The organism is Stenoxybacter acetivorans DSM 19021 (assembly GCF_000745895.1).
In the GTDB taxonomy this organism is placed as follows: domain Bacteria; phylum Pseudomonadota; class Gammaproteobacteria; order Burkholderiales; family Neisseriaceae; genus Stenoxybacter; species Stenoxybacter acetivorans.
This window is the reverse complement of sequence record NZ_JQKE01000024.1, coordinates 1-26,587: the sequence shown is the minus strand read 5'-3', so window position 1 is coordinate 26,587 and position 26,587 is coordinate 1. Positions and strand designations below refer to the sequence as shown.

The following is a 26,587-nucleotide window of genomic DNA, read 5'->3' as shown; positions in this document are numbered from 1 at the left end:
AAACGAACAGCGGCGTCTCAACGCCGACAAAACAACGAAAACAGACAACAAAACATTCAGGCTGCCTGAAAACAGAGTTTGCATTATAAGCCTTTTACCGCTACTTAACACAGTCCTCTCAACCGCGATTTCTCAAAATCGCCGCAAGCGTTTTTTTAAACAGATAGAAGCATGTGTCTTCTTAAATTCATGTGCCTGTTACCGTTTATTCAGCATTTCAGAATTTTTTCTTCCAATTCAGAAAATCTGATTCTGCTTGTACAGAACACGGTAACAATATTTGTGGTATTAAATATCAGTTCAATTCTGACACATCAATCACTTTTGCAAATGTTCCGTTCAACGCTGCCATGAATGTACGATGCACTGTTTCTGCCTGAATTGTTTCACCGCCGTAAATTAAGTCTCTTGTTGTACAGGCATCGGCAATAACGGTAACAACATACCCAAGCCGTTTTGCAGAACGAACTGTCGTATCAATGCACATATGACTCATCATTCCACAGATTACCAGCTCATCAATCTCGTTCAACACCAGCTTTTCCTGCAAATTAGTTTGGAAAAAACTGTCGGGTGTGTGTTTGATGACGACACTTTCGTTGCCATCCGGCAGCACACTTTTGTGAATTAAGCAACCGTCTGTGTTGGGCAGAAAAAATGCAGCATTTTCCTGCAAACTGATGTGTTGAACGTGAAATATCGGCTGTTCTTTCTGCCGAAAAAACATGAGTATCTGCTGCGCATTCAAAGCAGCTTCTTCTGCACGATAAAGCGGATTTCTTCCGCCGGGGAAATAATCGTTCTGAATATCTACTAACAACAGTGCTTTTTTCTTATTTTTGTTCATTTCTATCTATCTTCATCTTGATGATTTTGGTCTGTGTTTTTTAATTATACTGAATATCGGAAATAAGTGTTTTAAACGTCTTTTATAAGGAGTACGTTATAATGTCAAATATTTCACGCAGCGCGTGTGTCTATTTTTCAGGAGTGTGATTGTGTCTCGTTTTTATCCCCACCCCATTATTGCCCGTGAAGGCTGGCCTTTTATTATCATCAGTCTGATTGTGAGTTTGCTCATCAGTTTTTGCGGCGGCTGGTGGTCTTTGCCTTTTTGGATAATCAGCCTCTTTGTGGTGCAGTTTTTCCGCGACCCTGCACGGGACACGCCCGCAGATACCAACGCCATATTAAGCCCTGCCGACGGACGTATCGTTGTTATTGAAAAAACGGCCGATCCTTATCGCGACAATGCCGATGCACTCAAAATCAGTGTGTTTATGAATGTTTTTAACGTACATTCCAACCGCAGCCCCATTGACGGTACGGTAGAGCGGGTGGAATATTTTCACGGCAGTTTTTTGAATGCCGCTTTAGACAAAGCCAGTGTTCAAAATGAGCGTAATGCCGTTTTGGCGCGCACCAAAGCCGGACACGATATTACCTTTGTTCAGGTTGCCGGTTTGGTGGCGCGGCGTATTTTGTGTTACGTCAAAATCGGTGATGTGTTAAGTCGCGGCGACCGCTACGGCTTTATCCGTTTCGGCTCACGAGTGGATTTGTATCTGCCTCCGAGCAGCACACCTGTTGTCAGCATCGGCGATAAAGTACAAGCTGCCACAAGCGTTTTGGCTTATTTTGCAGACAAGCAAAATGAAGATACACCGGAAAATACCGATACCGCCTTGGCAACGGCACTTCCGAATAATGATGACATCATTGCCGCCGCGCAATTGGCTCAAAAAGCGGCAGAACACATTGGCGCGGAAAGCAATGAAGCCGCCAAGTAATTGATGTTTCAGTTTAATCTATTGCAAAGAAATGAAGCTGTTAAACCAATTTCGTTTCTTTGCGATAACTGTGCATAACATGATCAATCCCCTTTTTAAGCAACTTCAGGCAGCCTGAATAAAACCCATTTTCTGCGCAATCCCTCTTTGTATTCCATTCAAAAAAACAGTAAATAAACAGTAAATAAAGTGCAAACTGCTTAATTAAAATACATTGATGTTTTATAATGAAAAAATTGATTTTCAAGTCCCTTGCCATGAAACTAACTATTTTGTCCGCTGCAAAAAAATATCTGAACCGCGTCATCGTTCAATATCGGCAATTTGTTGAAAATCGGCAAATTAAAGCCTTATTGCGCCGCGCCGCCTATCCCAACCGCAACACACCCGCCGCAAAATGGTTCGTTGCCATACGCCGCATTCCTTTGCGCTGGGCGGCGGTTTTGATTGGCTTACCCATTTCCAGCGTAATGGCAGCATATGCCATCAGTGGGCAAGATCCTGCCCGTACAAAACATGCCGCACAAATCGTGGTTGAAGCCTTGCCCCCCATCACCATCACCGAACCGCCGCAAAGCAACAGCTATTGGCACGATGAAGTGGTGCGCCACGGCGATAATTTAACTTTGGTGTTAAAACGCTTGGGCGTGAGCGAGCGTGAAATTCAAAACGTATTAAAAGAATCGCCCATCAACAAAAAAATGCTGCAATTACAGCCGAGCCAAACTTTCGGCGTGCGCGTGGACAAAGACGGCAGTTTAACCGACATTCAATTCTTTAATGATGACGACAACGGCGAAAAACACCTGATTGCCTTGAAGAAAATTGCCGACACATGGACGGCAGACGTGGGCGAACTGGATGCCGACACCTTGCCCACATTCAAAGCCGTTGTGGTCAAAACATCGGCACGCGGCGCGCTGGCGCAAGCGAATGTACCGGTGGAAATACGCGAATCACTCAGTGAAATGTTTAAAGACAAACTTGATTTAAACACCCTCAAAAGCGGTGATACCATACGTTTGCTTTACAACAGCCTGTATTACCGAGGTCAGGAATTGGCAACCGATGATATTTTGGGTGTGGAAATCAGCCAAGGAAACCAGCTTTATCAAGCCTATTATTTTGAGGAAGACAACGACGGCAACGGTCAATACTACGATGCCAAAGGCAGCCCTTTACGCAAAGGTTTTGATATTCAACCGGTATCGAATGCCCGCATCTCTTCGTCTTTCGGCACTCGCTATCACCCAATTTTACACACCATTCGCATGCACACCGGCATTGATTATGCCGCACCAAGCGGCACACCCATTCACGCACCATCTGACGGCGTGATTGCGGAAATGGGCGCAAAAGGCGGCTACGGCTATGCCGTGGTTATTCGTCATAACACCAATATGGAAACCTTATACGGACACATGAGTGCATTTGGGGATTTCTCACCCGGCAGCCGTGTTAAAGCGGGAGACATTATCGGCTACGTCGGCTCTACAGGACGCTCCACAGGACCGCATCTGCACTATGAAGTACGCATCAACGGTCAGCCGGTTAATCCCACCAGCGTGGCTTTGCCCAGTAAAAAATTGAGTAAAACCGAATTGGCTGAATTCAAACAAGAGCAAGGTCGTTTAAATGGTATTCTCGCTTCAGTGCGTAACCTGCATACGACAATAGCGCAGTTAGATTGAAATCTTCAAATTAAGCCGCAAATTAGCACACACCTGCATTCCAGTATTTAAGTTTTCCCTTGAAATCGCCCTGCTGGCTTGATTTTAATTGGCAGGGCGATTCATCGTTTGTGAGCCACCCATGACAACAATGCAACAAACAGAATCCACTTGGACACTATACAAACGCATCTTGCCGTATTTACACGGGCTTTGGCGGTATTTTGCCGTATCCGTAATCGCCATGATCGTGGTTGCGGCAACCGGTCCTGCATTTGCCTATTTGATAAAACCGTTAATTAACGAAGGTTTTGTTGAAAAAAACATGGCATCAATGCAATGGATTCCCATGGCGGTTGTGTTTTTATTTATCGTGCGCGGCTCAGCAAACTACATCAACGAATACACCACCAGTTATCTGTCTTCCACCTTAGTTTGGCAGTTGCGCTCAGAATTATTCACCCGATTGCTGTCCCTGCCCGTTGGCTATTTCAACGAAAACAGCCGCGGACGCGTGATGAGCCGAATTACCAACGATGCCAACAACATCACCAATGCCGGCTTTAATGTCATCACCGTGTTGGCAAAAGACGGCGTTTCGGTATTGGGTTTGCTCGGCTTATTATTTTATTTAGACTGGCAGCTCACCTTATTTACCTTTATTACCTTTCCCCTGATTGCTTGGTGTGTGCGCAAAATCAGCAAACGCCTGCGCGGCTTATCGCACCAAAATCAGCAGGCCATGGGTGAAGTGGTACAAGTATTGTCTGAAGCCATAGACGGCGTGCGCGTTATTCGCGTGTACGGCGGACAGGAATACGAGCAATCTCGCTTAAACCGATATGCCAACGGCTTGCGCCGCAACATCATCAAACAAGCTTCTGCCAACGCAATCAGCAGCGCAGTTACGCAACTGCTGATTGCCATTTCTTTAGCGTGTGTCTTGTGGTTTGCCGCCCGCCGAGCCGCACACTCGGGATTTACTGCCGGAGATTTCATGTCATTTTTATCTGCCATGATCATGATGTTCGACCCAATTAAGCGCATGACCGGTGTTATGTCCACGCTGCAAAACGGCTTGGCAGCCGCCCACAGCGTATTCAGTTTTCTGGATTTATCACCGGAAGTTGATAAAGGCAGCAACAGGCTGCCTGAAAACATCGGCGATATTGAATTTAAAAACGTGGTTTACCGCTATCCCGGCACCGAAAAAAATGCCGTAAACGACTTTAATCTCACCATAAAACAAGGCAGTATGGTTGCCTTGGTGGGCGCGTCCGGTTGCGGTAAAACCACGACAGCCAACCTCATTCCGCGCTTTTTTGACGTAACCGCCGGTGAATTGTGCATCGCCGGAAAAAATATCCAAGATTACACACTGAATCATCTGCGTGAACGCATGGCATTGGTCAGCCAAGATGTCGTGCTGTTTAACGACAGCATTGCCAACAACATCGCCTATGGCCGTACCGACACCGATGAAGCCACCATTATCGCCGCCGCCCGCGCCGCCAACGCTTGGGATTTTATCGAAAAGCTGCCTGAAGGCTTGCACACCCACATCGGTGAACACGGCTTAAAATTATCGGGCGGACAACGCCAGCGCATCGCCATCGCCCGTGCCCTGCTCAAAGACGCACCGATTTTAATTTTGGACGAAGCCACCAGCGCACTGGACACTGAATCCGAACGCCAAGTTCAGGCAGCTTTAGAAACTCTGATGCAAAACCGCACCACCATTGTGATTGCACACCGCTTATCCACCGTAGAGCAAGCAGATACCATTGTGGTCATGCACGAGGGACAAATTGTGGAACAAGGCACACATCAAACTTTATTGGCAAAAAAAGGACGCTACGCGCATTTATATGAAATGCAGTTCAATGAATAAAAATCATTGCAAAAACCGGCAAGAGCGATAAAGATAAAATCAGAGTATCTGTTTTATATTGCTTTGTTTTTACGTCCAAATACAAAAGTATTCGCACCTAAAAACAGCATCAATACCCGCTTTAAGCAAGTACGCAAAGAGCGGTTTAAAGACTGTGAACATCGGAAATTAGCATTAAACCGCTTCATCAATTACTATAATGCTGTGAAGGTCGCACAAATCACTTAACGGCGAAACGCCGTATGAGGTTTTGGAGAAATATTTTTATTCTGATGAAAAAATGTAAACAACGCGGGTAATTTTTACACTTTAACCGTCTTTGGGAACGAATTTAGAATTCGCCACTACGAAACCGATAAGATTGATATAACTGATTATAGACATTACGATTATTTGTTCAACCGTTGCCTGTCGCTGATTGCAGTAGCAATCCAATATTTGAAATGAGAGGGTGAACGGCGCGATGCTAGGGTTTGTGGACATTCCACCAAACGCCACCCAATCCCGACTTTATGACTGTACTGCCAGCACTCGCCGCACCGTGTCCACTACTGCTTGAGTCTGAGCGTCGATTTCCACATTGATAATGCCGCCTGTTTGACGTTGTCCGAATAAAGTACGGTTCAGCGTTTCCGGAATCAGATGCACATTAAATTCAGTTTCGGTTACCTCGCCTATTGTCAAACTACAACCGTCCAACCCCACAAAACCTTTAGTCAAAATATAGGGTTTAATGCTTTCAGGTAGCCTGAACCACAATGTACGATTATTGCTGTCGGTATCAATTCGGGTAATTTCAGTGGTGGTGATAATATGACCGCTCATCATATGCCCGCCGATTTCATCACCAAAACGCGCAGCGCGCTCAATGTTTACCTTTTCTCCCGCTTTCAATGCGCCTAAATTGGTTTTTGCCAACGTTTCTGCCATTAAATCAAAGGAAACCACATCGCCTTGAATTTGTGTGATGGTTAAGCAACAACCATTATTTGCCACTGACGCACCAATTACCAAGCCATTGGCAGCATTTTCAGGCAGCCTGACCCGATGTGTACGGAACTGTGATTTTTCTTCAATATCAACAATTTCACCCACACCCTGCACAATACCGGTAAACATGGCTCAACTCCAAAAATTGGTTCAACAACAAAATCATTCAGAAGTCTTGACTTTGCGGCACAATAAACCGTTTCCGATTGACTGAGCAAAATCATTTCCCGCAATCACAACCGTTTATCTTTCAGGGCAACACATCAAACTGTCTGAAAAACCGATTAAGGCTGCCCAAAAATGCCGATACTGTATCAGCCGCCATGATGAAGCGCAATATTGCGTGTTTCTTAAAACACAGCTGCATGATTAATTTAAAAAGGCTGCCTGAATCAATTCAGGCAGCCTTTTCTTATTTGCCGCATATACAATCAAACTACCCGAATTTACCAGTGATGTAATCCTCTGTTTCCTGACGATTGGGTTTAGTGAAAATCTGAGTAGTTTCTCCAACTTCCATGAGTTCACCCAGATACATATATGCGGTGTAATCCGATACACGGGCTGCCTGCTGCATGTTGTGGGTAACAATCACAATTGTATAGTCTTTTTTCAGCTCAGTTACCAATTCTTCAATATGCGCAGTGGAGATTGGGTCAAGCGCGGAAGTGGGTTCGTCCAACAGCACCACTTCGGGTTTGCTGGCAACCGCGCGGGCGATGCACAAACGCTGTTGCTGCCCGCCGGATAAGGAGTTGCCCGATTGCTTTAATTTGTCTTTCACCTCATTCCACAATGCTGCTTTTTTCAACGCCCATTCCACACGGTCATCTAAATCACTTCGGCTTAATTTTTCATACAGTTTGACACCAAAAGTAATGTTGTCGTAAATTGACATTGGAAACGGAGTCGGTTTCTGAAAAACCATGCCGACTTTGGCGCGCAATAAATTCAAATCCACGCTTTTATCAAGAATATTATTACCGTCAAGCAATACCTCACCCTCTGCTTTCATATTGGGGTAGAGGTCATACATGCGGTTGAAGATGCGCAGCAAAGTGGATTTGCCGCAACCGGACGGACCAATAAAGGCAGTCACTTGATTGGCAACAATATTCATATTGATGTTTTTCAGCGCATGGAAACGACCATAATAAAAATTCAAATGTTGAATGGCGATTTTGACTTTATTTTCAGGCAAAGTTTGCATGATGTCGGTGTCTTTCTGGTTCATATTCAATTCGGTTTCAATTGGTAATTCAATTTAATGCGTTTTGCTGGACAAATAACGCGCCGCAATGTTGGCTGCCAGCACAGTTAAAGCAATCAGCAATGCTGCCGCCCACGCGAGCTGATGCCAGTCTTCATACGGGCTCATGGCAAATTGATAAATCACATTGGGCAAGTTTGCAATGGGCTGATTCATATTGGTGCTGAAAAATTGATTATTAAGCGCAGTGAACAACAGTGGCGCCGTTTCGCCGGAGATGCGGGCAAATGCCAGCAAAATACCGGTTAATACTCCTGTTTTGGCAGCGCGCAGCGTAACCATGGTTACCAATTTCCATTTTGGTGTACCCAAAGCAAAAGCGGCTTCACGCAGGCTGTTGGGAACAAGACGCAGCATATTTTCAGTGGTGCGCACCACCACCGGAATCACCAGTAGCGACAACGCCAAAGAACCAGCCCAGCCCGAGAAATGCCCTTGATGCACCACCCAGAGCTCATAAATAAACAAACCAATCACAATGGACGGTGCCGACAATAAAATATCGTTCATGAACCGAGTAGCGGGTGCAATCCAGCCGCGCTGCCCGAATTCTGCCAGATAAATACCGCACAAAATACCGGCAGGCGTACCAATCAGCAAACCAAAAAAAGTAATCAGCAGGCTGCCGATAATGGCATTGCGCAAACCACCTTCCATGCCCGGTGGTGGCGTATCCAAGGCAAAAATATGGCTGCCTAAGCCGCTTAGACCTTCGCTGAAAAGGGTGAAAAAAATCCAGCCCAGCCAAAACAGGCCAAACAACATAGCAAGGCAAGAGACCAGCAGACAAAAGCGGTTCAGTAAACGACGGCGGTAGTAAAGTGTGCGATTCACGGCAATCTTCCTTTTTTAATGACTGCGGCCTTCATTGCGCTGCATACGCAGCAGCATGAGGCGGGAAATCACCAAAACAACAAAAGTAATCACAAACAACAGCAAGCCCAAATACAGCAAAGAAGACAAGTGCAAAGTATCCACCGCTTCAGCAAATTCATTGGCAAGTGCGGAAGTAATGGATACCCCCGATTGATACAGGCTGGCTGAAATATTAAAGGTATTGCCGATGACAAAAGTTACCGCCATGGTTTCTCCCAAAGCGCGCCCCAAACCCAAAATAATGCCGCCGGTAACCCCTGCTTTGGTATAGGGCAACACCACATAACGCACCACTTCCCATGTGGTCGAACCCAAACCATAAGCAGACTCTTTGAGCATGGGCGGTACAATTTCGAACACATCACGCATTACCGAAGCAATGAAGGGAATAATCATAATTGCCAGTATCAGCGCGGCAGTAAATAAACCAATGCCCATCGGCGCACCTTGAAACAAAGCACCGATAATCGGAATGGGACCAACGTGTTCAATCAGCCAAGGCTGAATATATTCACCAAAAAACGGCGCAAACACAAACAAGCCCCACATGCCGTAAATAATAGACGGAATCCCTGCCAAGAGTTCAATGGCAATACCCAAAGGACGTTTCAGCCACGGCGGGCTTAATTCCGTTAAAAAGACCGCAATACCAAAGCTCACCGGTGTCGCAATCAACAATGCAATAGCGGAAGTAACCAAAGTACCGTAAATGGGCGCAAGTGCACCATACCGCCCTTCCACAGGGTCCCATTCATCACTGACTAAAAAACCAAAACCAAACTCTTTCATCGCCGGAATCGCACCGACAAGCAGAGAAATTAAAATACCAACCAAACTTGCCAAAACCAGAAAAGCAAATAAGCGGGTTACCCCCACGAATACGCAATCTAAGCGGTGTTGGGCAGCCATTTTTTGAGAAAGTTGCGTCATGGTGTTCTCGTGTATTCAGGCAAACATTGCTTTTATTTTTCAGGCAGCCTGTTTATATCACCTCAGGCTGCCTGAAAATGGATTAAATAACCTTATTGCGCTTCGTAAATCGGTTTACCACTTGCATCAGTGATTTGCCGCCATTCTTGGCGAATCAAATCTTTCACACTGTCCGGCAGCGGCACATAATCCAATTGAGCGGCGGATTCATTGCCGTTTTTAAATGCCCAATCAAAGAAAGACAACGCGGCGCGGCTTTGTGCAGCATCTACCGCTTGCTTGTGCATTAAAATAAAAGTTGCCGCTGCCAACGGCCATGCTTGCGGCGCGTCTTGATTGGTCAGCACCAAATTAAAACCGAGTGCAGATTGCCAATCGGCTTGAGCGGCTGCCTCAAAACCCTCTTGCGAAGGCTGCACAAACTGCCCTGCTTTATTTTGCATAGAAACATGCGCCATGTGATTTTGTTTTGCGTAGGCATATTCCACATAGCCAATGGCATTTTTTACGCGTCCAACATAAGCAGACACACCCTCATTGCCTTTACCCGCCGCACCGCTTCCTGATGTCGGCCATTTCACTGATTTATCTGCACCCACCGCATTTTTCCAATCCGCAGAGGCTTTACTCAAGTAATCAGTAAACACAAAAGTTGTGCCTGAACCATCGGAGCGGAACACCGTTGTAATCAGCGCATCGGGCAGATTTAAGCCGGGATTCAGAGCCGCAATTGCCGCGTCATTCCATTTATTGATTTTGCCCAGATAGATATTTGCCAGTATTTCACCGTTGAGTTTCAATTGCCCTGCATCAATGCCTTCAATATTTACTACAGGCACTACACCGCCAATCACGGTAGGGAATTGAATCAGTCCTGCTTTATCCAGCTCTTCTTTACTCATCGGCGCATCGCTGGCACCAAAATCCACGGTTTTAGCGGTGATTTGCTTGATACCGCCGGAAGAACCGATAGACTGATAATTCACTTGCACGCTACTGGCACTTTGATAAGCGTTCGCCCATTGCACATAAACCGGCTGCGGAAAAGAAGCACCCGCACCGGTAACGTGCGCGGCATCACCGGCGGCACTTGCCGTAGTACCCGCAACAGGCTTATTTGATGCTTGATCAGAACACGCCGCCAAACCCACAGCAGCCAGCATAACCACAGAAATCAAACGCATATTCATCATTGCCATTCTCCGTCAATAACATTCAGGCAGCCTGAAAGCCGCCAAAACAATCAGTAAATTTATTACTTGGCAGTTTATGAAATATATATTGCAGAAATATGACAGCGGTTGAAATATTTTTGAATCAAAAAATACAGCCAAATGACTATTTTTTGTACATGGATACGACTTTTCATTCCGACTTATACTGTACAGGGCTTGATTGCTTCGGATTGCTGTGTGATGAAAGAAAAAGTCGTTTGGCTGTATTTGCCAAGTTCAGGGAGGTATTTTCAATACGTGCGCATTGCTTATCACACTGCCCTGCATAAAGTCTGTTTGTCTTTTCTGCTGAACCGCTTATTTTCTTAACCTGTATCAACATTTTCAACAAAAGGATTATTTTTTCTATAGCCTTGCAAATTCCTTTCTGTTAGAATGCGCTTACGCCCTTGGGTGTTGCGTAGCAGTTCAGTCAATTGAAGGCTGGTGGCTCTTGGCACAACCTCACGGGCTTTTTCTTTGTCCGCGTATCTTAAATAAACCATTGTTCAGCCAATGTCTGCAATGATTTTCACCCTGCCTGCTGCAGGGTCATACCAACCCGCTACGCCGTCTAATTCCGACAAACTTTATCTGGTATTATTGCCGTTTATTAATTTCATTTAATGCTTGTTGTTGCGTTAAAACATCAATCTGTTTGGCGTGTTCGCCCACGGCATCACGCACCGCTTGGGCTATTTGGTTGCGGTGTGTTATACTTTTATCAACATCAGACGCTCCCATTCTTTGACGCGCCAGTGTAGGCTTAGAATGTGTAGCTTTATCAGTATCTACGCTGCCTGCTGGTTTAGCACCGTCTTGATGTAACTCAAAAGCTGCAACTATCCACACATTATTTCGGTGTGCTATACTTTCAGTGCTTTCAGCAACCAAGCCCCTGCCTCTTTGTGAGTGAGCTTGCGTATCGGTTGCTTCGGTAGCATTAGATGCTGAACCGTCCGCGATTAAGTTTTGTTTCCCTTGTGAATTAACGGCGGAATTGGCTGATGATGTGGCTGAACTTCTTGAACCTTGAGCCGCGTATGAAGCACCTGTATCAGTACGGGGAGTTGTAGCACTGGTATCAGTAGGAACGTTCTTGACATAACCCTTGGCGTTCGCATCTTCATACAAATCAAAGGCGGTAACTATCCAATCGTTACTGCCTTTTGCTTTAGTTAAAGCAACAAGGTTTCCATTAAAGACATACTCTTTTCTTGTACTGTTTTTAACCGTAATCGGCGCACGATACAGACTGCCTTTTGAAATGGTTTCAGGTATTCTAACAGTGAGCATTTCAACCACATCACCATAATTCATACCGTCATTTCAAACACAAGTGTATGGAGCGGATAACGGGATTCGAACCCGCCCGAACTGCTTGGGAAGCAGTTATGCTGCCACTACATCATATCCGCTGTTTGGCTGTTTTGCCTTGCTTGAAAGCCGAATGATACGTGAAACACCACATCATTCGGTTTTTTTTGTACCATTAATCACTCACGTGATAACGCATCAATGGGATTTAATCGTGCGGCTTTTTTTGCCGGCATAAAACCAAAAAGTACGCCTATTATTGTAGAGCACAACACCGCCATAATAATAGAGGCAGGCGAGAACACCATGCCGAAATCAGTGGCGAGCCAATTAAACAACATGCTGATAATAAAAGACAATAACACACCTGCTAAACCACCGATTAAACAAATCAACACGGCTTCAATCAAAAATTGCTGCAAAATATTGCTTTGCCGCGCACCGATTGCCATGCGAATACCAATTTCTTTGGTGCGCTCAGTAACCGACACCAACATGATATTCATCACACCAATGCCGCCGACAATCAATGAAATTAAGGCAATGCAGGAAATCAATAAAGTCATCGTGCCGGTGGTACTTTCTATGGTTTGTTTAATGCTGTCGGTGTTGCTGGTAAAAAAATCTTTCGTACCGTGCCGCACCATTAAAAGCTCAGTGATGCCTTTTTCGGCGGCTTGTGAATTCACTGTGTCTTTAACCTTCACCACCACCGAGCTGATGTGTTTTGCACCGGTGATTTTGTTCATCAGTGTGGTATAGGGCGTCCACATTTGCAAAGTATCACTAATGCTGAATGAATTGGTGTCTTTCTCTGTGAGTCCGATAATCGTGAGCGGCCGTTTGTTGAATAAGATGATTTTGCCCAGCGGATCAACGCCATCGGCAAACAATTTGTTACGGGTATTGTCGTCAATTACCACCACTTGATAATTCTGGCTGACATCATCGCTGTCAAACAATCTGCCTTGCGCCAATTTTAAACCGCGCACGTCAAAATATTGGTCGCCCACGCCGTACAGTTGTGCGGTTAAATCTTGATTGAGGTAAGTGAGTGTGCCGTTGGCGGAGGCAACCGGCGTAACATTTTCTACATAATCCTGTTCTTGCAAGGCGCGGGCATCGGCAACCGTCAACGTTCTAACCCGCCCTGAACGACGGTCACCAAAACCGGTACCCGGGTAGATACTGATGGTGTTCGTACCCATTAAACTGATGTTTTCTAATATTTTTTCCTGCGAACCTTTACCTAAAGCCACCACAGACACCACCGAAGCAATGCCGATAATAATGCCCAGCATGGTCAGCAAAGAGCGCATTTTGTGCGCCAAAATCGCCTGCACCGACATTTTGAACGATTCAACAAATTGGTCTTTCAAAAAATCCCAAGAAGTGTTTTCCTGAATGCTGTGAACACGGCTCTCGGGAATATGCGGGTTTTTGCTGGTATCGGAAATAATGCAGCCATCGCGGATTTCAATCACACGGTTGGCGTTGGCTGCAATGCCCGGGTCGTGAGTAACCATAATGATGGTATGCCCTGCATCATGCAGTTTATGCAAAATTTCCATCACATTCTGCCCGCTGGCGGTATCCAGCGCACCGGTCGGCTCGTCTGCCAAAATAATTTCACCGCCGTTCATTAAGGCACGGGCAATACTCACCCGCTGCTGCTGCCCGCCGGATAATTCACTTGGTTTGTTGTTTTCTTTGCCATCTAAACCCAAATCGTGCAATAAATTATCGGCGCGATGATTGCGTTCGGCGTGCGTCATACCCGCATAAACCGACGGCAAAGATACGTTGTCGCGTGCATTCAGGGAGCCTAACAGGTTGTAGCGCTGAAAAATAAAGCCGAAGCGTTTACGCCGCAAAGCCGCTTGTTCATCGGCACTCATGACAGCGGTTTCTGTGTTATCAATACGATACGATCCGGACGTGGGCGTATCCAAACAGCCGATAATATTCATCAGCGTGGATTTACCTGATCCGGATTGACCGATAATCGCAACAAAATCACCTTTTTCTATGCTCAAATTGATGTCTTTAAGCACATGTACGCGGTTTTCACCCTCGCCAAACCAGCGATTGATATTTTTAATCTCAAGTAAACTCATGATTACATTCTCGGTCCGCGCACTTGCACATTGCCGCTTTTTGCCGCGTCTTCCGCACTCATTTCCGACAGCACCACTTGCTCACCCGCTTTTAAGCCTGTTTTCACTTCGGTGCGCATGCCGTCGGTGATGCCCGTATTGATTTCTACCTCACGGGTTTGTTTTTTCACGGGATCGAATACCTGCACGGTTTTTTTGCCGTCCCGTCGTTTAATAGCTTGATTGGATACGGTTAAAACATCATTTGCTTGGTTGATTAAAATACTGTTTTGCGTGGTCATGCCAATGTGCAGCTTACCGTCTTCGTTTGGAACAAGGGCTCGGGCATAGTAATAAATCGCCGAACTGGTGGTATCGGTACGGGTGGTATAGCTGCCTTGCGACATGGTGGTTAAACCCGGGTCAATCACATCCAGCTTGGCTTTGCGTGGATGTTCGGTATCTGACAAAATGGTAAACGTAAGCGGCATACCGGCTTTCACTTTGGTGATGTCGCCTTCTGCAATTTGCATCTTGTTTAACATTTGGCTTAAATCGGCTACCTGAACAATGGTTGGCGTACTTTGGTTGGCATTTACGGTTTGCCCCTCTTCCACCGGAATGGACACCACTGTGCCGTCCATCGGCGATATGATGCGTGTGTAGCCCAAATCGGCTTCTGATGTGTTAATCGCAATTTGTGTTTGCCGAATTTGTGATTTCAATTCTGCCACCGATGACTTGGCGGCAGCGTGGGTGTCTTCGGCATTTTCCAACTCTTGCTTGGAAGTGGCATCTTGCCCCCACAGGATTTGCTCACGCTGTAATGCCCGTGCGGCAGTTTGTAAGCGCACTTGCGCCGAGACCAACTGTGCTTGGTAGGTATCCAACCGTGCTTTATTGGTGTTCAGCGTATTCAGCTGCGTTGTGGAATCAATCTCTGCGATTAAATCGCCTTTTTTTATTTGCTGCCCCAAAGTAACATGCAGTTTTTTAATCTGCCCCGATGCCTGTGCACCCACGTCCACCAATTGCGCGGCGGCGATGTCACCGGTGGCATTGACGGTTTGCGCTATGCTGTCTTTACGCACTTTATCGGTAACATAATTCATCACCGATTTGGGTTGCAGCCACCACCACAATACCCCAGCCAACACGCAAGCCGCTGCCGCCCATAACAACCATTTCAACCATTTTTTCATAAAACGCCACTCTTGTTCTGTCTGCGATGCGCAATCGCTTTATATTTATTGATGCAGGATTCTATCCATAAGTTGTGCAAAAATCATTAAAGCAACTCAAAATAAACATGATTTATCATAAGCCAACTAATTTTCAAATTAGTGTTCAGCTTGTTATTGCTGCATTTCAACCGAATAATTAAAATAAAAAACAATTGATTTTGTGTTTTAATTCGCCGAACAATACTGTTTATTTTGATTATATTCGAGTACACGCTAACCTTGTTTTATCGTTTTGTCATCAATTTGTCATCATTTGAATTTAGGCTTATCTGAATTAAAACAGCAATCAATCGTGGGAGTATCTGCATATGGCGGTAGTCAATATCTTGGTTGTGGAAGATGAAACGTCCATCATGACCTTAATACGGTTCACTTTAGAACAAGCCGGTTTTCAGGTGCAATGCGCCTACAGTACAGAGGAAGCCCGTCCGATACTGGCAGAACAATTGCCGGATGCGATTTTACTGGATTGGATGTTGCCGGGTGTTTCAGGCGTACAATTTGCCAAACAATTGCGTAGCGATAAGCGCACCCGTGATTTGCCGCTGATTTTGCTGACGGCGCGCGGCGAAGAAGCCGATAAAGAACAAGGTTTGAATCAAGGTGCAGACGACTACATCGTTAAACCGTTTTCACCGCGCGAATTGGTGGCACGCATCAACGCCTTGCTTCGTCGCCGCGCCCCGCAAAAAACCAATACTTTAATTGACGTGCAAGGTTTGGTATTGGATCCCATTGAGCAACGCATCCAAGCCAACGGCAAAACCATTGCTTTCGGTCCTACAGAATTCAAGCTGCTGCACTTCTTTATGACACACCCTGAGCGCGTGTACAGCCGCCGCCAATTATTGGATTTGGTTTGGGGGGATCATATTTTTGTGGAAGAGCGCACCGTTGATGTGCATATTCGCCGCTTGCGCCGTGGTTTGGAAGAAAGCGGCTTTGACCGTTTGGTACAAACAGTCCGCGGTTCGGGCTACCGTTTTTCGCAGAAGCCGCCGCTTTAAGTGTGATGCAGCCGCGCTGAACCATGAAGCCGTTTTGTTTATGATAAGGTAAAATACTTTGTCCGCTTCAAGGAAAAATCATGAGTTTGATAACATTAATCGTTGCCGGTGCGGTTCTGGCATTTTTTGTCCTGCTGTGTTTTCTCTTGCCGACACCGATTACTTGGTTAATCACCGCCGCATTTGCTGCCTTATTTTTTATGGTATTACTGCCAAAATATGAAGGGGAGCAAACCGCAAAGAAACAAGGAGAAACGGTTCAGGCTGCCGTGTCCGACATTCGCCACTGGCAAATGCGTTACGGTGATGGTAATTATCAAGACAAATACGAAATCATTGCACTGTGGCCTAATCCGCGTACCGGTAAAATGGTGCAATTTATCAGCCCGCCCTTATTAAAAGATCCCAAACCGCATTTGCTGCCCGCAATCAGTGTAACCGTTGATACCAATAATCCCCGCAACTATGTTATGGACTTATCATTTTTGCCGGAAAAATCCCAATAACCTCAATAATTAAGGCTGCCTGAAAATTTCAGGCAGCCTTAATTGTTTCTTGCCAAACAGCTTTATTCAATGCCATTCTGTTTTAATAAAGCCGCAATCTCTTCTTGTGCTTTTTCTTCCTTAATCTGTGCGGCAACCTGACCTTTTACCTCCGCAAACGACGGTGCTTTACGTCCCGGACGTGTACCCGCCAGTTTCAGTAAATAATAACGACCATCCAAATCAATTACCTGACCTGTGATTTGACCCACGTTTAATTGACTTGCCAAATGTGTAATCGGAGGCGGCAAATCACGCGGGGTTATCCATACGTCAGTGGGGGCATCGGGATTGACTTGTTTAAGCAAAGTTTCAAACGCCATGCCTTTTTTCAGTTTACCCAAACCCGATTCCCCGGCGGCTTTATCAGGAAATTCAATGACCAATAATTTCACTTCACGCGTTAAAAAATCATAACGCTGACGCACATCTGCTTCATCCACTTCTATTTTTGACTGCAAATACGCCACATACTCACTGGCATAAAATTGCGCTTGCAAATTTTCCAAAGCAGCCAGTGTTTCGGCTTTTTTATCTAAGCCCGCTTTCAGTGCTTCTGCTTTTAATACATCTACGGTTTGCAGCTGACGAGTCGCCTCTTTCGTTAATTCTTCATTGCTCGGCACCGGCTCATCAGGCTGATACATTTTTTGCATTTGCACTTTCGCCTGCATCTCTTTGAGCAACACATTGACGCGCTCAGGGGAAACAGTCGGCGCATCGGCAAATGCCAATCCGGCGACGATTGCACCCAATACCCATATTGTTTTTTTCATTGACTTTCCCTTCATTGTTTTCACAACGCTTATTTAATGTTTGCCTTTTTATATAAAGCATCAATAACCGCATTCGCACGCGCAGCCTGCAAACGCTCCGTGATAACCGGAGTCATTTCTGCCAAAGGCGGCAAAGTTACATTGCGTTTATCATTGACATAAAACACCACATAAACATTATTACCTTGCAAAGGCGCGGTAGTGTATTGACCTTTTTTCAAATCTTTAACAGCTTCATAAACTTGCGGCGCACCTTCTTGCAAATCTTTCAAAGGTACATAGCTTTTGGGAATTCCGCCTGCTTCTTTACCCGTTGGATCAATGGTATATTGTTTTACCAAATCAGCAAATTTCTTATTGGCTTTCAATCCGCTGATAACTGCCTGTGCGTCATCGGCACTGCGCGTTACCACCTCACCCAATTGCACTTCTTGAGAGCCTTGATAGTATTTTTGCAGGTTTTGGTAAGATTGTTTGATTTCGTCTTCTGCAATCGGTTTGCTGCTCACTGCATCAGACACAACGGCATCTGCCAATAAATTGTCTTTGAAAGTTGCCCAATCTTCATTAAAACCTGCTTTCTTATCATCACCCAAACGCTTGGCTTCGGCGCGTGCTTGTTTTAATAAGTCAAGATACTGCGGATCTTGATCCAGTTTTAAACGCTGCGCTTCTTGAAGTAACAGCGTCCGCGTAATCAAACGTTGCGTGATTTGATCGCGCAGTTGCGGTGTATCCGGCATTTTGCTCAAAGCAACTTGTGAATCAACAATTTTGCTGTCGATTTTAGTGCCGTTTACCGTTACCACAGTTTGTGCCAAAGCAGATACAGAGAAACCCAGTAATACAGCGGCTGTCGCCAAACGTTTTTTCATATTTTTTCACTTTCCTCTTAAAATAATTCTCTTTAAAAAATCCATTTCAGGGCTTCCAACAAATTTTCAAACAGCCGCCCCATTTTTCAGGCTGCCTGAAATTCTTCCGGCGTTAATGCTTTTATGTTCAACGCATGGATTTGCTGCACAAACAGCCCGTCTAATGCGTCTTGGACCAACCGCTGGCGGTTCACTCGGTTTTCACCTGAAAAAGTCGCACTCACAACAAGAACCCGATAATGCCCGCCGCCTTGTCGATTGCCGGCATGCCCCGCATGAGCGGCACTGTCGTCCTCAACAATTAAATGCGCGGGTTTTAAAACAGCTTGCAACCGTTTTTCAATTTCATGGGCGGTATTCATGCAGGTAATACCTGTTTAAACGGGCGAATTAAAATTTCTTCATATACGCCGGCGTGAAGATAAGGATCATCTCCCGCCCATGCCTGCGCTTCGTCCAAAGATGCAAAATCCGCCACAATCAGGCTGCCTGAAAATTGTGTATCGTTATCAGGCAAAGGATTGGGACCCGCCAGCACCAAATGCCCTTTTGCTTGCAACACGTGCAATCGTGCCAAATGTTTTTCCCGCACCGCCGCACGTTTTTCTGCCGAATTTTCAGCATCGGTTGCCAACAACATAAACAGCATCTATTGTTCCTCTTTAATGGATACTTCTTTTTCAACAAAACGGCTGATATACACGGTTTGCACAATCACGAAAATAATCAATAATCCGGTAGTGCCGAATAATTTATAGTTCACCCATTGCGCTTCGGTAAATTGATATGCCACCCATAAATTGACGACGCCCAGCAACAACAAAAACACCGCCCACGCCGCAGTTAATTTCAGCCATACTTTTTCCGGCAGAGCGATTTCCTTGCCCATCACTGCTTTTAACGCATTTTTACCCATAAGCAATGAGACCAGCAATATCAACGCCATCAACCAAAACAGCAAAGAGGGTTTCCACATGATAAAACGCGCATCTTTTAATACAATGGTGGCTCCGCCCAAAACCACAATCAGCAACAAACTCACCCATTGCATGGTTTCCAGTTTTCTGTGTTTCACCCAAGCAAATGCTGCCTGAATAATACCCGCCGCCACCGCTACTGCCGTTGCTGCAATGATGTTTTTTGTTAAAACATAGGTAACAAAAAACAAAATCACCACCAACAATTCAAAAACTGCTTTCATAATCCGCTACCGTTTGCCGAACGCTTTTTAAAGAGACGAATCATACCCTGAACCCGATAAAAGTAACACCCAAAGAATGTGAATATGTGTCATATTTTAATGGCATTTTCGATAACTTATTCGCGCCTAAACTCTATTTTCTGATTTTTTCACCCGCTTAATACACACGTAATACTTTGCTTTTTCCTTTGAAAAAGCTATGATAGAGCATTATTCTGAATAAGATGCGCTGGTTTTACGAGTACTTCAACTGTTTATGAAGCAGTTATATCGGCTGACTGAAAGACTTGTATGACTAGATTGGGAGACGGGTTTGAAACAAGGTAAACCTTTGAAAAAAATCGCATTATCTTTATGTGTATCGGCTCTTGCTGCGCCATCTTTTGCTGGATTGGGCAATTTGCAAGTGCATTCGTCTTTGGGTGAACCCTTTTCAGGCAGCATCATTGCCAGCGGTGAGCAAGCGCAAACCTTGATGAATCAGCGGCGTTTAACCATTACCGGTGCGGTTTTTCAAGCGCAAATTGTACCGCAAGGCAATAATGTACTTATCCGTTTACGCTCCAATCAGCCCATACGTGAACCCATGCTGGCGTTCAGCGTATCGGTTGACGGACAATCTCGTCAATATACCGCATTACTCGACCCGCCGGCTTCTGCCGCCGCCATACCAGCACCTGCCCAAAATGTCGGTGGAACAGCGGTTTTGCCGAAAAATGCTTCGTCCACGCCGTTTATTCCACCCACACCCATCAGTAATGAAGCCAAACGCAGAGCCGCTCAAGCCGAAGCGTTAAGCATGCAAGCACCGAGCAGCGCTGCCCGCTCTCAAGCCGCTACCGAACAAGATTACCGCGTTTTGCCAAATGAAAGCCTGAGTGAAGCCAAGCGCAGGGCTGCCCAAGCCGAAGCATTAAGCATGCAAGCACCCGTCAGCTCTGCACGCTCTCAAGCCCTTGCAGGGCAAAACTACCGCATTTTGCCAAGCGAAAACCTGATTGATGTTGCCCGTAAAGTTCAGCCCGCCGGTTTAACCTTAATGCAAACCGTTCGTGCACTGGCTCGTGCCAATCCACACGCTTTCCGCAACAACAATCCAAATTTAATGTACCAAAACGTAACATTAAATATTCCCACTGCCGACAGAATGCAGCAATTGGCATTTAACGATGCCCCTGTCTCTCCCGTTGCACCTCGGAATCAATCCGCACAAAAAAACAAACCCGCTGTTGCAAAAGCACCACCTGTACATGCTATTGCAAAAACACCAATTGTGAACACGCCGCCCGTACAACCACCTGCCGTGCCGAGTACACCACCCAAACCGACAAACACCGCGCCCGCGCAGACTGCTGCACCAGCCGTTACTCCTCCGCCGCAGCCGATTTTACCTGCACCGATTGAGCAGCCCGCAGCACTGCCGGCTTCGGCACCTCAAACAACGCTGCCTGCTTCAGAACCGTTTGAAGCAATTGTTACCTCAGAGCCGATTATCGCGTCAGCACCCTTAAGTGCTTCCGCTGAAGTAGCGGCTTCAGTGCCTGTGGTTATTGAACTTGAACCCATATCCACGGCGCAGCCATTGCCCGAATCGGAAGAAGGTGCTTTCAGCACCGCCGATATCAGCAAGACATTGTCCGGTTTATTGGACAACGACATGGTGCGTTATGCACTGATGGGCGGCGGCGGTCTCATTTTATTGTTGCTGCTTTTATTGTTTTATCGCCGCCGCAAAGCTACTGCTCAAACAAACGATGATGGCGGAACGGAAATTCCTCAATCCGATGATGATTTTGACGATGACGATGATATTTTGTTCTTAGATGAAGATGCCGGCACAGTGACTGCTGTATCGGTTGCGGCGGCAAAACCGTTTGTTGCCGACAAACCCGCAACGCCGCCGGTAAACAAAACAACCCAACCGCAAAACGACGAAGAAGATTGGTCTTGGCTGGAAGGCATTACCGACAAAGTTATTAAACCCATTAAAGGTATGCCTGAAAGCCATGAAGCATTGCCGACAGCAAAAGAAGCTGCTCTGCCCGCTTTCGATGCCCCAATAACCAAGCCCAAGCCATCCAACGAACCTGCGCAAACTGAATCAATAGATGAATTTGATTTAACTTGGGACGAACCGGTTAAAGCGGCCTCTGCCGCCATCAGTACCCACGTTGGCAAATCTGCCGAACCTGCCGGTATTGACGACCAGTTTGCCGAGGAAAATTTTGAATGGACTGTGGAAGAACCGGAATCAGAAAGCCACACACCCGTTGCCATTGCCGTAGCCGATCCGGAGAAAAGCACATCGGCAAAAGAAGATTTATCGTGGCTGAATTTCGATTCTGACAGCAGTAATATAAACATGGCTCAACCGGCAAACAAGCAACCTACCGTTGATTCAACCCAAAATATTGATTCGTCCGCATATTCCGATTTGACATGGGATGGCGATATCGGCTTTGATTCGCCGTCTGCCGCTGCTGAAGCACCTTCAAACAGCCTGGGTGCGTTAGACATCACGCCACATGATACATTCGCCGAAAAAGCGGATATACAAGGCATTGATTGGGGTTCTTTGGGCTTTGCCGAAAGCAACAACATCAGTGCAGACAAGCCAATAGCGTCTGCAGCAGAAACTTCTTTCACAAAAACCGTTGATAAACAAATCAGTGAACCGATACTGCCCGATTTAAATGACCAAAGTTTCAGCTGGGATACCATCACTGCCACAGCGGCAGAACCTGCTTCCCAAACACAAACGGTTGAGGTTGAATTGACCACACCCAACGAATTTGATTTGGCAAAACAAACTGATATTGATGTCAATGAATTTGATCATTGGAACAGCACCGATACCGACGCACTCATCGAATTGAACGATGACGAGCGTATTCCTATGGAAGCCAAATTGGAATTGGCGAAAATGTATTTAGAGCAAGACGATGCCAAAACCGCACGTACCACATTGCGTGAACTCATTGACGGTGCCAAAGGAAAACCACTCTCCGATGCCCGCAGATTATTGCGGCAATTGGGCGGTTAGCGTACAGCAAGCAAATCGGCAGACTAATCCTAACCGGTTTAGTCTGTTTTTATTTTGCTGCCCAATTCTCATGATTGCCACATCGTCATCATCCTGCTTTTCGCGTATAATCAACCGTTTTGTCAATTGTTATTATCAGAAACCTGAGTATGGAAACCGAACAAATCAACCAATTACACAATATCCTCACTGATTTAGCACAACGCAACATCGATATTCGGGGGTATCTTTGACTACGATGGCAAAAAAGATCGTTTAGAAGAAGTGGTTGGGCTGTCTGAAGATCCCGAATTATGGAACGACCCAAAAAAAGCGCAAGAAATCGGTAAAGAGCGCAAAGTATTGGAAAGCATTGTCTTAACCCTCGACAATCTCCAAATCGGCATTGAAGACAATCGCTTATTGCTTGATATGGCGGTAGAAGAAAACGATAACGACAGTTTTTCTGCCGTAGAAGCCGATATTCATAATCTGGAATCCAAAATGGCAGATTTGGAATTCAAGCGCATGTTTGACCAACCTGCTGATGTCAATAACTGTTTTATTGATATTGTTGCCGGAGCCGGTGGTACTGAAGCAGAAGATTGGGCAGGCATGCTGTTGCGCATGTATCTGCGCTATGCCGAACGCAAAGGCTTTAAAGTAGAAATTTTAGAAGAAGACGAAGGTGAAATTGCCGGCGTAAACCGCGCCACCATCAAATTAGATGGTGAATATGCCTACGGTTTATTGCGTACCGAAACCGGTATTCACCGTTTGGTGCGCTACTCCCCGTTTGATGCCAACAACAAACGCCACACTTCATTTGCTTCCGTGTTTGTTTATCCTGAAGTTGATGACAGTATTGAAATTGAAATCAATCCTGCCGATTTGCGCATTGATACCTACCGAGCATCCGGCGCAGGCGGTCAGCACATTAATAAAACCGATTCCGCAGTGCGCATCACCCATGAGCCAACCGGCATCGTGGTTCAATGCCAAAATGATCGCTCTCAACACCGCAACCGCGATGAAGCCATGAATATGCTCAAAGCCAAGTTGTTTGAATTGGAAATGCGCAAACGCAGCGAAGAAAAACAATCGCTGGAAGACAGCAAGTCCGATGTCGGCTGGGGACACCAAATCCGCTCCTATGTTTTTGATTCCTCCCGTATCAAAGACTTGCGCACAGGTTATGAAGTCGGCAATATCAAAGCAGTGATGGACGGTGATTTAGATGGATTCATTGAAGCCAGCTTGAAACAAGGCGTGTAATTGAACAAGGTTGCCTGAAAACGACTGTATGGCAATATTTCAGGCAGCCTGTTATTAATTCAAAATTTTACCCAAAACCGTTTATGCTCAATGGCAGCAGCATTTATTTTTACGCTAAAAAACACAATCAAGGCCTTGGCTGATCGCAATAATGAGTTGTTTGGATAAATTTTCTGATTTCCTGAAACCGATTTTACTTTGCAGCAAAATTTACAAAAAATATTTCCTAACAACCAACATACTAAGTCAATAACTGCAAATTTTAAGAGACAAGAATGCCATTGAGTTATTGGTTGCAGAAATTATTGAAAATTAAATTAAATTGATACTGTTTGATTTAAAATCTCATATATATCTCCGCCCAGCGAATGCCATTGCCATCTATAAATATCGCCAATTTTAGAGTGGCTGAAATCACTTTTTACAATTACACAAAATAATACTATTTTTAAGCAACTTAAAGAAAAACACCATGTTAAATCCCCTATCTGCCCTTTCCCCTCTAGATGGCCGCTATGCCGCCTCCGTTGAATCTCTGCGTCCTATTTTTTCAGAATACGGCTTAATGCGCGCCCGTGTTCATGTTGAATTGGGCTGGCTGAAAACTTTGGCTGCCGAACCCGCCATTGCCGAAGTACCGCCGTTCACCGATGTGGTTTTAGCCGAAATCGACCGTGTGATTGCTGAATTTTCCTTAGATGACGCAGCAGCGGTGAAAGCGATTGAAGCCACCACCAACCACGATGTCAAAGCCATTGAATATTGGCTGAAAAAATGTTTTGCTGCCGTGCCTGAAGTATTGGCAGTCAGTGAGTTTATTCACTTTGCCTGCACCAGCGAAGACATCAACAACTTATCACACGCCTTAATGCTGAAACAAGCACGTGATGAAGTGCTATTGCCAAAACTATCTGAAATTACTGCCAAATTACGTGAATTGGCACATGAACACGCTGCCCTGCCAATGATGAGCCGCACCCACGGACAGCCCGCTACACCAACCACACTGGGCAAAGAATTTGCCAATATTGCCGCACGCCTGTACCGCCAAACCGAATTATTATCCAAACAAGAATTTTTGGGAAAAATTAACGGTGCAGTGGGCAACTACAATGCCCATCTGGCAGCATACCCCCAAGCAGATTGGGAAAACATTTGCCGCCGTTTTGTTGAACAAGATTTGGGTTTGACATTTAACCCCTACACCATACAAATTGAGCCGCATGATTATATGGCTGAATTTTTTCAAACCATCGGGCGCATCAACACCATATTGATTGATTTTAACCGTGATGTTTGGGGCTATATATCATTGGGCTATTTTAAACAAAAAGTCAAAGCAGGTGAAGTGGGCAGCTCTACCATGCCGCACAAAGTCAATCCCATTGATTTTGAGAATTCCGAAGGCAATTTGGGTATGGCAAACGCCGTATTAAACCATTTAGCAGAAAAACTGCCTGTTTCCCGCTGGCAGCGCGATTTAACCGACAGCACAGTATTACGTAACATGGGTGTGGGGTTTGGTTATACCGTGCTGGGTTGGTCGGCACACATGCGCGGCTTAAATAAATTGGAAATCAACCCTACTGCCTTGCTTGCCGATTTAGATGCCACTTGGGAGCTCTTGGCAGAACCCATTCAAACCGTGATGCGCCGTTATGCCGTTGCCAACCCCTATGAACAGCTCAAAGAATTAACACGCGGCAAAGGCGGCATCACACCGGAGACCCTGCACGCTTTTATCCGCCAATTATCCATTCCGGAAACTGCTAAAATCGAACTGCTCGCCTTAACCCCTGCTTTATACATCGGCAAGGCAGAAGTATTGGCGCGGCGAATTTAATACAGATTAGCTGCCTGAAATTTACCGCACAATGAACACATCAGCTCATGCTCAATTAAAAGCCGATCTGCGCCGCCGATTGCGTCAAGCACGAAAAAATTTGCCGAAAAATGAACGTTTTCGTGCTGAAAAACGAATCAATCATCAACTGTATCGGCTGATTAAACGCGGTAAAAAAATGGCGGTATATGAAGCCATGGGCAGTGAATTATCGTTGCATGATTTTGTACAAAAAGCACGGCAGCGCGGTGCAAAACCCTATTTCCCATTGATTGAACGCAAAAAATTGCGGCTGTGGTTCACCCCCTGCACAAAACTGTCTGAAAAATGCGGGCGGCAAAAACAAACATGGCGGCAAACACCTAAAATCCGTGCCCACCGACTGCACACCATTATCGTGCCGCTGCTGGGCATTGACCAACAAGGATTTCGGCTCGGACAAGGCGGCGGTTATTACGATGCCACACTTTTTCAGGCAGCCCGAAGCCATCTTCCCCGCATCATCGGTGCGGGGTTCTCCTGCCAGAAAGTGGACACTCTGCCCACAGAACCGCACGACCAAGCCTTGAGATCATTTGTGAGTGAACACGGTTGGCAAAAATTTTCTCCGTGAACACATACCCAATTGATCAGGGCAATCGCATGAAAGATTTAACACAGTTTCAGTAGTTGCTCACGGTAATTATCAGAGGTAGCCGCCAGTAATCGCTGTACTTTAATGCCACCTTTGCGCTTCACAGGTGATAGGCGGATTA

23 protein-coding genes and 1 tRNA gene are annotated in these 26,587 nt (G+C 45.7%); 9 read left to right on the top strand and 15 right to left on the bottom strand.

Annotated elements, in window-relative coordinates; translation table 11 throughout:
• Positions 1–295: 295 nt before the first annotated feature.
• Complete coding sequence (locus tag Q384_RS04510) at positions 296–847, bottom strand: cysteine hydrolase family protein (protein WP_037586230.1); 552 nt, start codon at positions 845–847, stop codon at positions 296–298.
• A gap of 151 nt (positions 848–998) precedes the next feature.
• On the opposite strand from Q384_RS04510, the gene Q384_RS04505 reads away from it, so the two are divergent.
• The 3 genes from Q384_RS04505 to msbA all read left to right on the top strand — a co-directional run bounded on the left by Q384_RS04505 (position 999) and on the right by msbA (position 5,351).
• Positions 999–1,790 (top strand): phosphatidylserine decarboxylase, encoded by a 792-nt coding sequence (locus Q384_RS04505; RefSeq protein WP_037586229.1) that lies wholly within the window; start codon positions 999–1,001, stop codon positions 1,788–1,790.
• Between the two features lie 257 nt (positions 1,791–2,047).
• The gene (locus tag Q384_RS04495) at positions 2,048–3,481 is read left to right on the top strand and encodes a M23 family metallopeptidase (RefSeq protein ID WP_156956449.1); all 1,434 of its coding nucleotides are present in this window, start codon (positions 2,048–2,050) and stop codon (positions 3,479–3,481) included.
• Between the two features lie 130 nt (positions 3,482–3,611).
• Entirely contained in the window at positions 3,612–5,351 is a 1,740-nt protein-coding gene (msbA, locus tag Q384_RS04490) for a lipid A export permease/ATP-binding protein MsbA (protein WP_425423472.1), read from the top strand.
• Between the two features lie 510 nt (positions 5,352–5,861).
• Here the strand turns inward: msbA and Q384_RS04485 are convergent.
• The 9 genes from Q384_RS04485 to Q384_RS04440 form a co-directional block, all read right to left on the bottom strand.
• Positions 5,862–6,470 carry a riboflavin synthase gene (locus tag Q384_RS04485; RefSeq protein WP_037586226.1) on the bottom strand — a complete coding sequence of 203 codons (609 nt, stop codon included), beginning with the start codon at positions 6,468–6,470 and terminating at the stop codon, positions 5,862–5,864.
• Between the two features lie 307 nt (positions 6,471–6,777).
• Positions 6,778–7,551 carry a phosphate ABC transporter ATP-binding protein PstB gene (gene pstB / locus Q384_RS04480; protein WP_037586246.1) on the bottom strand — a complete coding sequence of 258 codons (774 nt, stop codon included), beginning with the start codon at positions 7,549–7,551 and terminating at the stop codon, positions 6,778–6,780.
• Positions 7,552–7,605: 54 nt separating this feature from the next.
• Positions 7,606–8,445, bottom strand: a complete 840-nt coding sequence (gene pstA, locus Q384_RS04475) for a phosphate ABC transporter permease PstA (RefSeq protein WP_084224391.1) — start codon at positions 8,443–8,445, stop codon at positions 7,606–7,608.
• A 15-nt stretch (positions 8,446–8,460) separates the two neighbouring features.
• Positions 8,461–9,417 (bottom strand): phosphate ABC transporter permease subunit PstC, encoded by a 957-nt coding sequence (pstC, locus tag Q384_RS04470; protein ID WP_037586224.1) that lies wholly within the window; start codon positions 9,415–9,417, stop codon positions 8,461–8,463.
• A 92-nt stretch (positions 9,418–9,509) separates the two neighbouring features.
• The gene (gene pstS / locus Q384_RS04465; RefSeq protein WP_245608505.1) at positions 9,510–10,610 is read right to left on the bottom strand and encodes a phosphate ABC transporter substrate-binding protein PstS; all 1,101 of its coding nucleotides are present in this window, start codon (positions 10,608–10,610) and stop codon (positions 9,510–9,512) included.
• A gap of 621 nt (positions 10,611–11,231) precedes the next feature.
• Entirely contained in the window at positions 11,232–11,951 is a 720-nt protein-coding gene (locus tag Q384_RS04455; protein WP_037586222.1) for a hypothetical protein, read from the bottom strand.
• Between the two features lie 24 nt (positions 11,952–11,975).
• Positions 11,976–12,049, bottom strand: a tRNA-Gly gene (locus Q384_RS04450).
• Positions 12,050–12,127: 78 nt separating this feature from the next.
• The gene (locus Q384_RS04445) at positions 12,128–14,065 is read right to left on the bottom strand and encodes a MacB family efflux pump subunit (protein WP_037586221.1); all 1,938 of its coding nucleotides are present in this window, start codon (positions 14,063–14,065) and stop codon (positions 12,128–12,130) included.
• Positions 14,066–14,067: 2 nt separating this feature from the next.
• Positions 14,068–15,246 (bottom strand): efflux RND transporter periplasmic adaptor subunit, encoded by a 1,179-nt coding sequence (locus Q384_RS04440; RefSeq protein WP_037586220.1) that lies wholly within the window; start codon positions 15,244–15,246, stop codon positions 14,068–14,070.
• Between the two features lie 350 nt (positions 15,247–15,596).
• Here Q384_RS04440 and phoB point away from each other — a divergent pair, with 350 nt between their 5' ends.
• Complete coding sequence (gene phoB, locus Q384_RS04435) at positions 15,597–16,295, top strand: phosphate regulon transcriptional regulator PhoB (protein ID WP_037586219.1); 699 nt, start codon at positions 15,597–15,599, stop codon at positions 16,293–16,295.
• An 80-nt stretch (positions 16,296–16,375) separates the two neighbouring features.
• Complete coding sequence (locus Q384_RS04430) at positions 16,376–16,801, top strand: hypothetical protein (RefSeq protein ID WP_051940455.1); 426 nt, start codon at positions 16,376–16,378, stop codon at positions 16,799–16,801.
• Between the two features lie 62 nt (positions 16,802–16,863).
• Here Q384_RS04430 and Q384_RS04425 read toward each other — a convergent pair whose 3' ends face one another.
• The 5 genes from Q384_RS04425 to Q384_RS04405 all read right to left on the bottom strand — a co-directional run bounded on the left by Q384_RS04425 (position 16,864) and on the right by Q384_RS04405 (position 19,692).
• Positions 16,864–17,616: a peptidylprolyl isomerase gene (locus Q384_RS04425; protein WP_037586217.1), complete on the bottom strand. Its 753-nt coding sequence runs from the start codon at positions 17,614–17,616 to the stop codon at positions 16,864–16,866.
• A gap of 29 nt (positions 17,617–17,645) precedes the next feature.
• Positions 17,646–18,491 carry a peptidyl-prolyl cis-trans isomerase gene (locus Q384_RS04420; RefSeq protein ID WP_037586215.1) on the bottom strand — a complete coding sequence of 282 codons (846 nt, stop codon included), beginning with the start codon at positions 18,489–18,491 and terminating at the stop codon, positions 17,646–17,648.
• 86 nt (positions 18,492–18,577) lie between these two features.
• Positions 18,578–18,853, bottom strand: coding sequence for a BolA family protein (locus tag Q384_RS04415; protein ID WP_037586213.1), 276 nt, complete (start codon positions 18,851–18,853; stop codon positions 18,578–18,580).
• Positions 18,850–19,140 carry a YciI family protein gene (locus tag Q384_RS04410; RefSeq protein ID WP_211251080.1) on the bottom strand — a complete coding sequence of 97 codons (291 nt, stop codon included), beginning with the start codon at positions 19,138–19,140 and terminating at the stop codon, positions 18,850–18,852. The genes Q384_RS04415 and Q384_RS04410 overlap by 4 nt, the downstream gene beginning before the upstream one ends.
• Positions 19,141–19,692, bottom strand: coding sequence for a septation protein A (locus tag Q384_RS04405; protein WP_037586212.1), 552 nt, complete (start codon positions 19,690–19,692; stop codon positions 19,141–19,143).
• 313 nt (positions 19,693–20,005) lie between these two features.
• Here Q384_RS04405 and Q384_RS04400 point away from each other — a divergent pair, with 313 nt between their 5' ends.
• The 4 genes from Q384_RS04400 (at position 20,006) to Q384_RS04385 (ending at position 26,445) form a co-directional block, all read left to right on the top strand.
• Positions 20,006–22,735 carry a FimV/HubP family polar landmark protein gene (locus Q384_RS04400; RefSeq protein ID WP_037586210.1) on the top strand — a complete coding sequence of 910 codons (2,730 nt, stop codon included), beginning with the start codon at positions 20,006–20,008 and terminating at the stop codon, positions 22,733–22,735.
• Positions 22,736–22,884: 149 nt separating this feature from the next.
• A protein-coding gene (prfB, locus tag Q384_RS04395) for a peptide chain release factor 2 (RefSeq protein ID WP_156956447.1) occupies positions 22,885–23,989 on the top strand; the annotation gives its coding sequence in 2 pieces (ribosomal slippage) (positions 22,885–22,965 and positions 22,967–23,989; 1,104 coding nt in all).
• Between the two features lie 472 nt (positions 23,990–24,461).
• Positions 24,462–25,832, top strand: coding sequence for an adenylosuccinate lyase (purB, locus tag Q384_RS04390; RefSeq protein ID WP_037586208.1), 1,371 nt, complete (start codon positions 24,462–24,464; stop codon positions 25,830–25,832).
• A 31-nt stretch (positions 25,833–25,863) separates the two neighbouring features.
• Positions 25,864–26,445 (top strand): 5-formyltetrahydrofolate cyclo-ligase, encoded by a 582-nt coding sequence (locus Q384_RS04385; RefSeq protein WP_051940453.1) that lies wholly within the window; start codon positions 25,864–25,866, stop codon positions 26,443–26,445.
• The last annotated feature ends 142 nt before the right edge of the window (positions 26,446–26,587 follow it).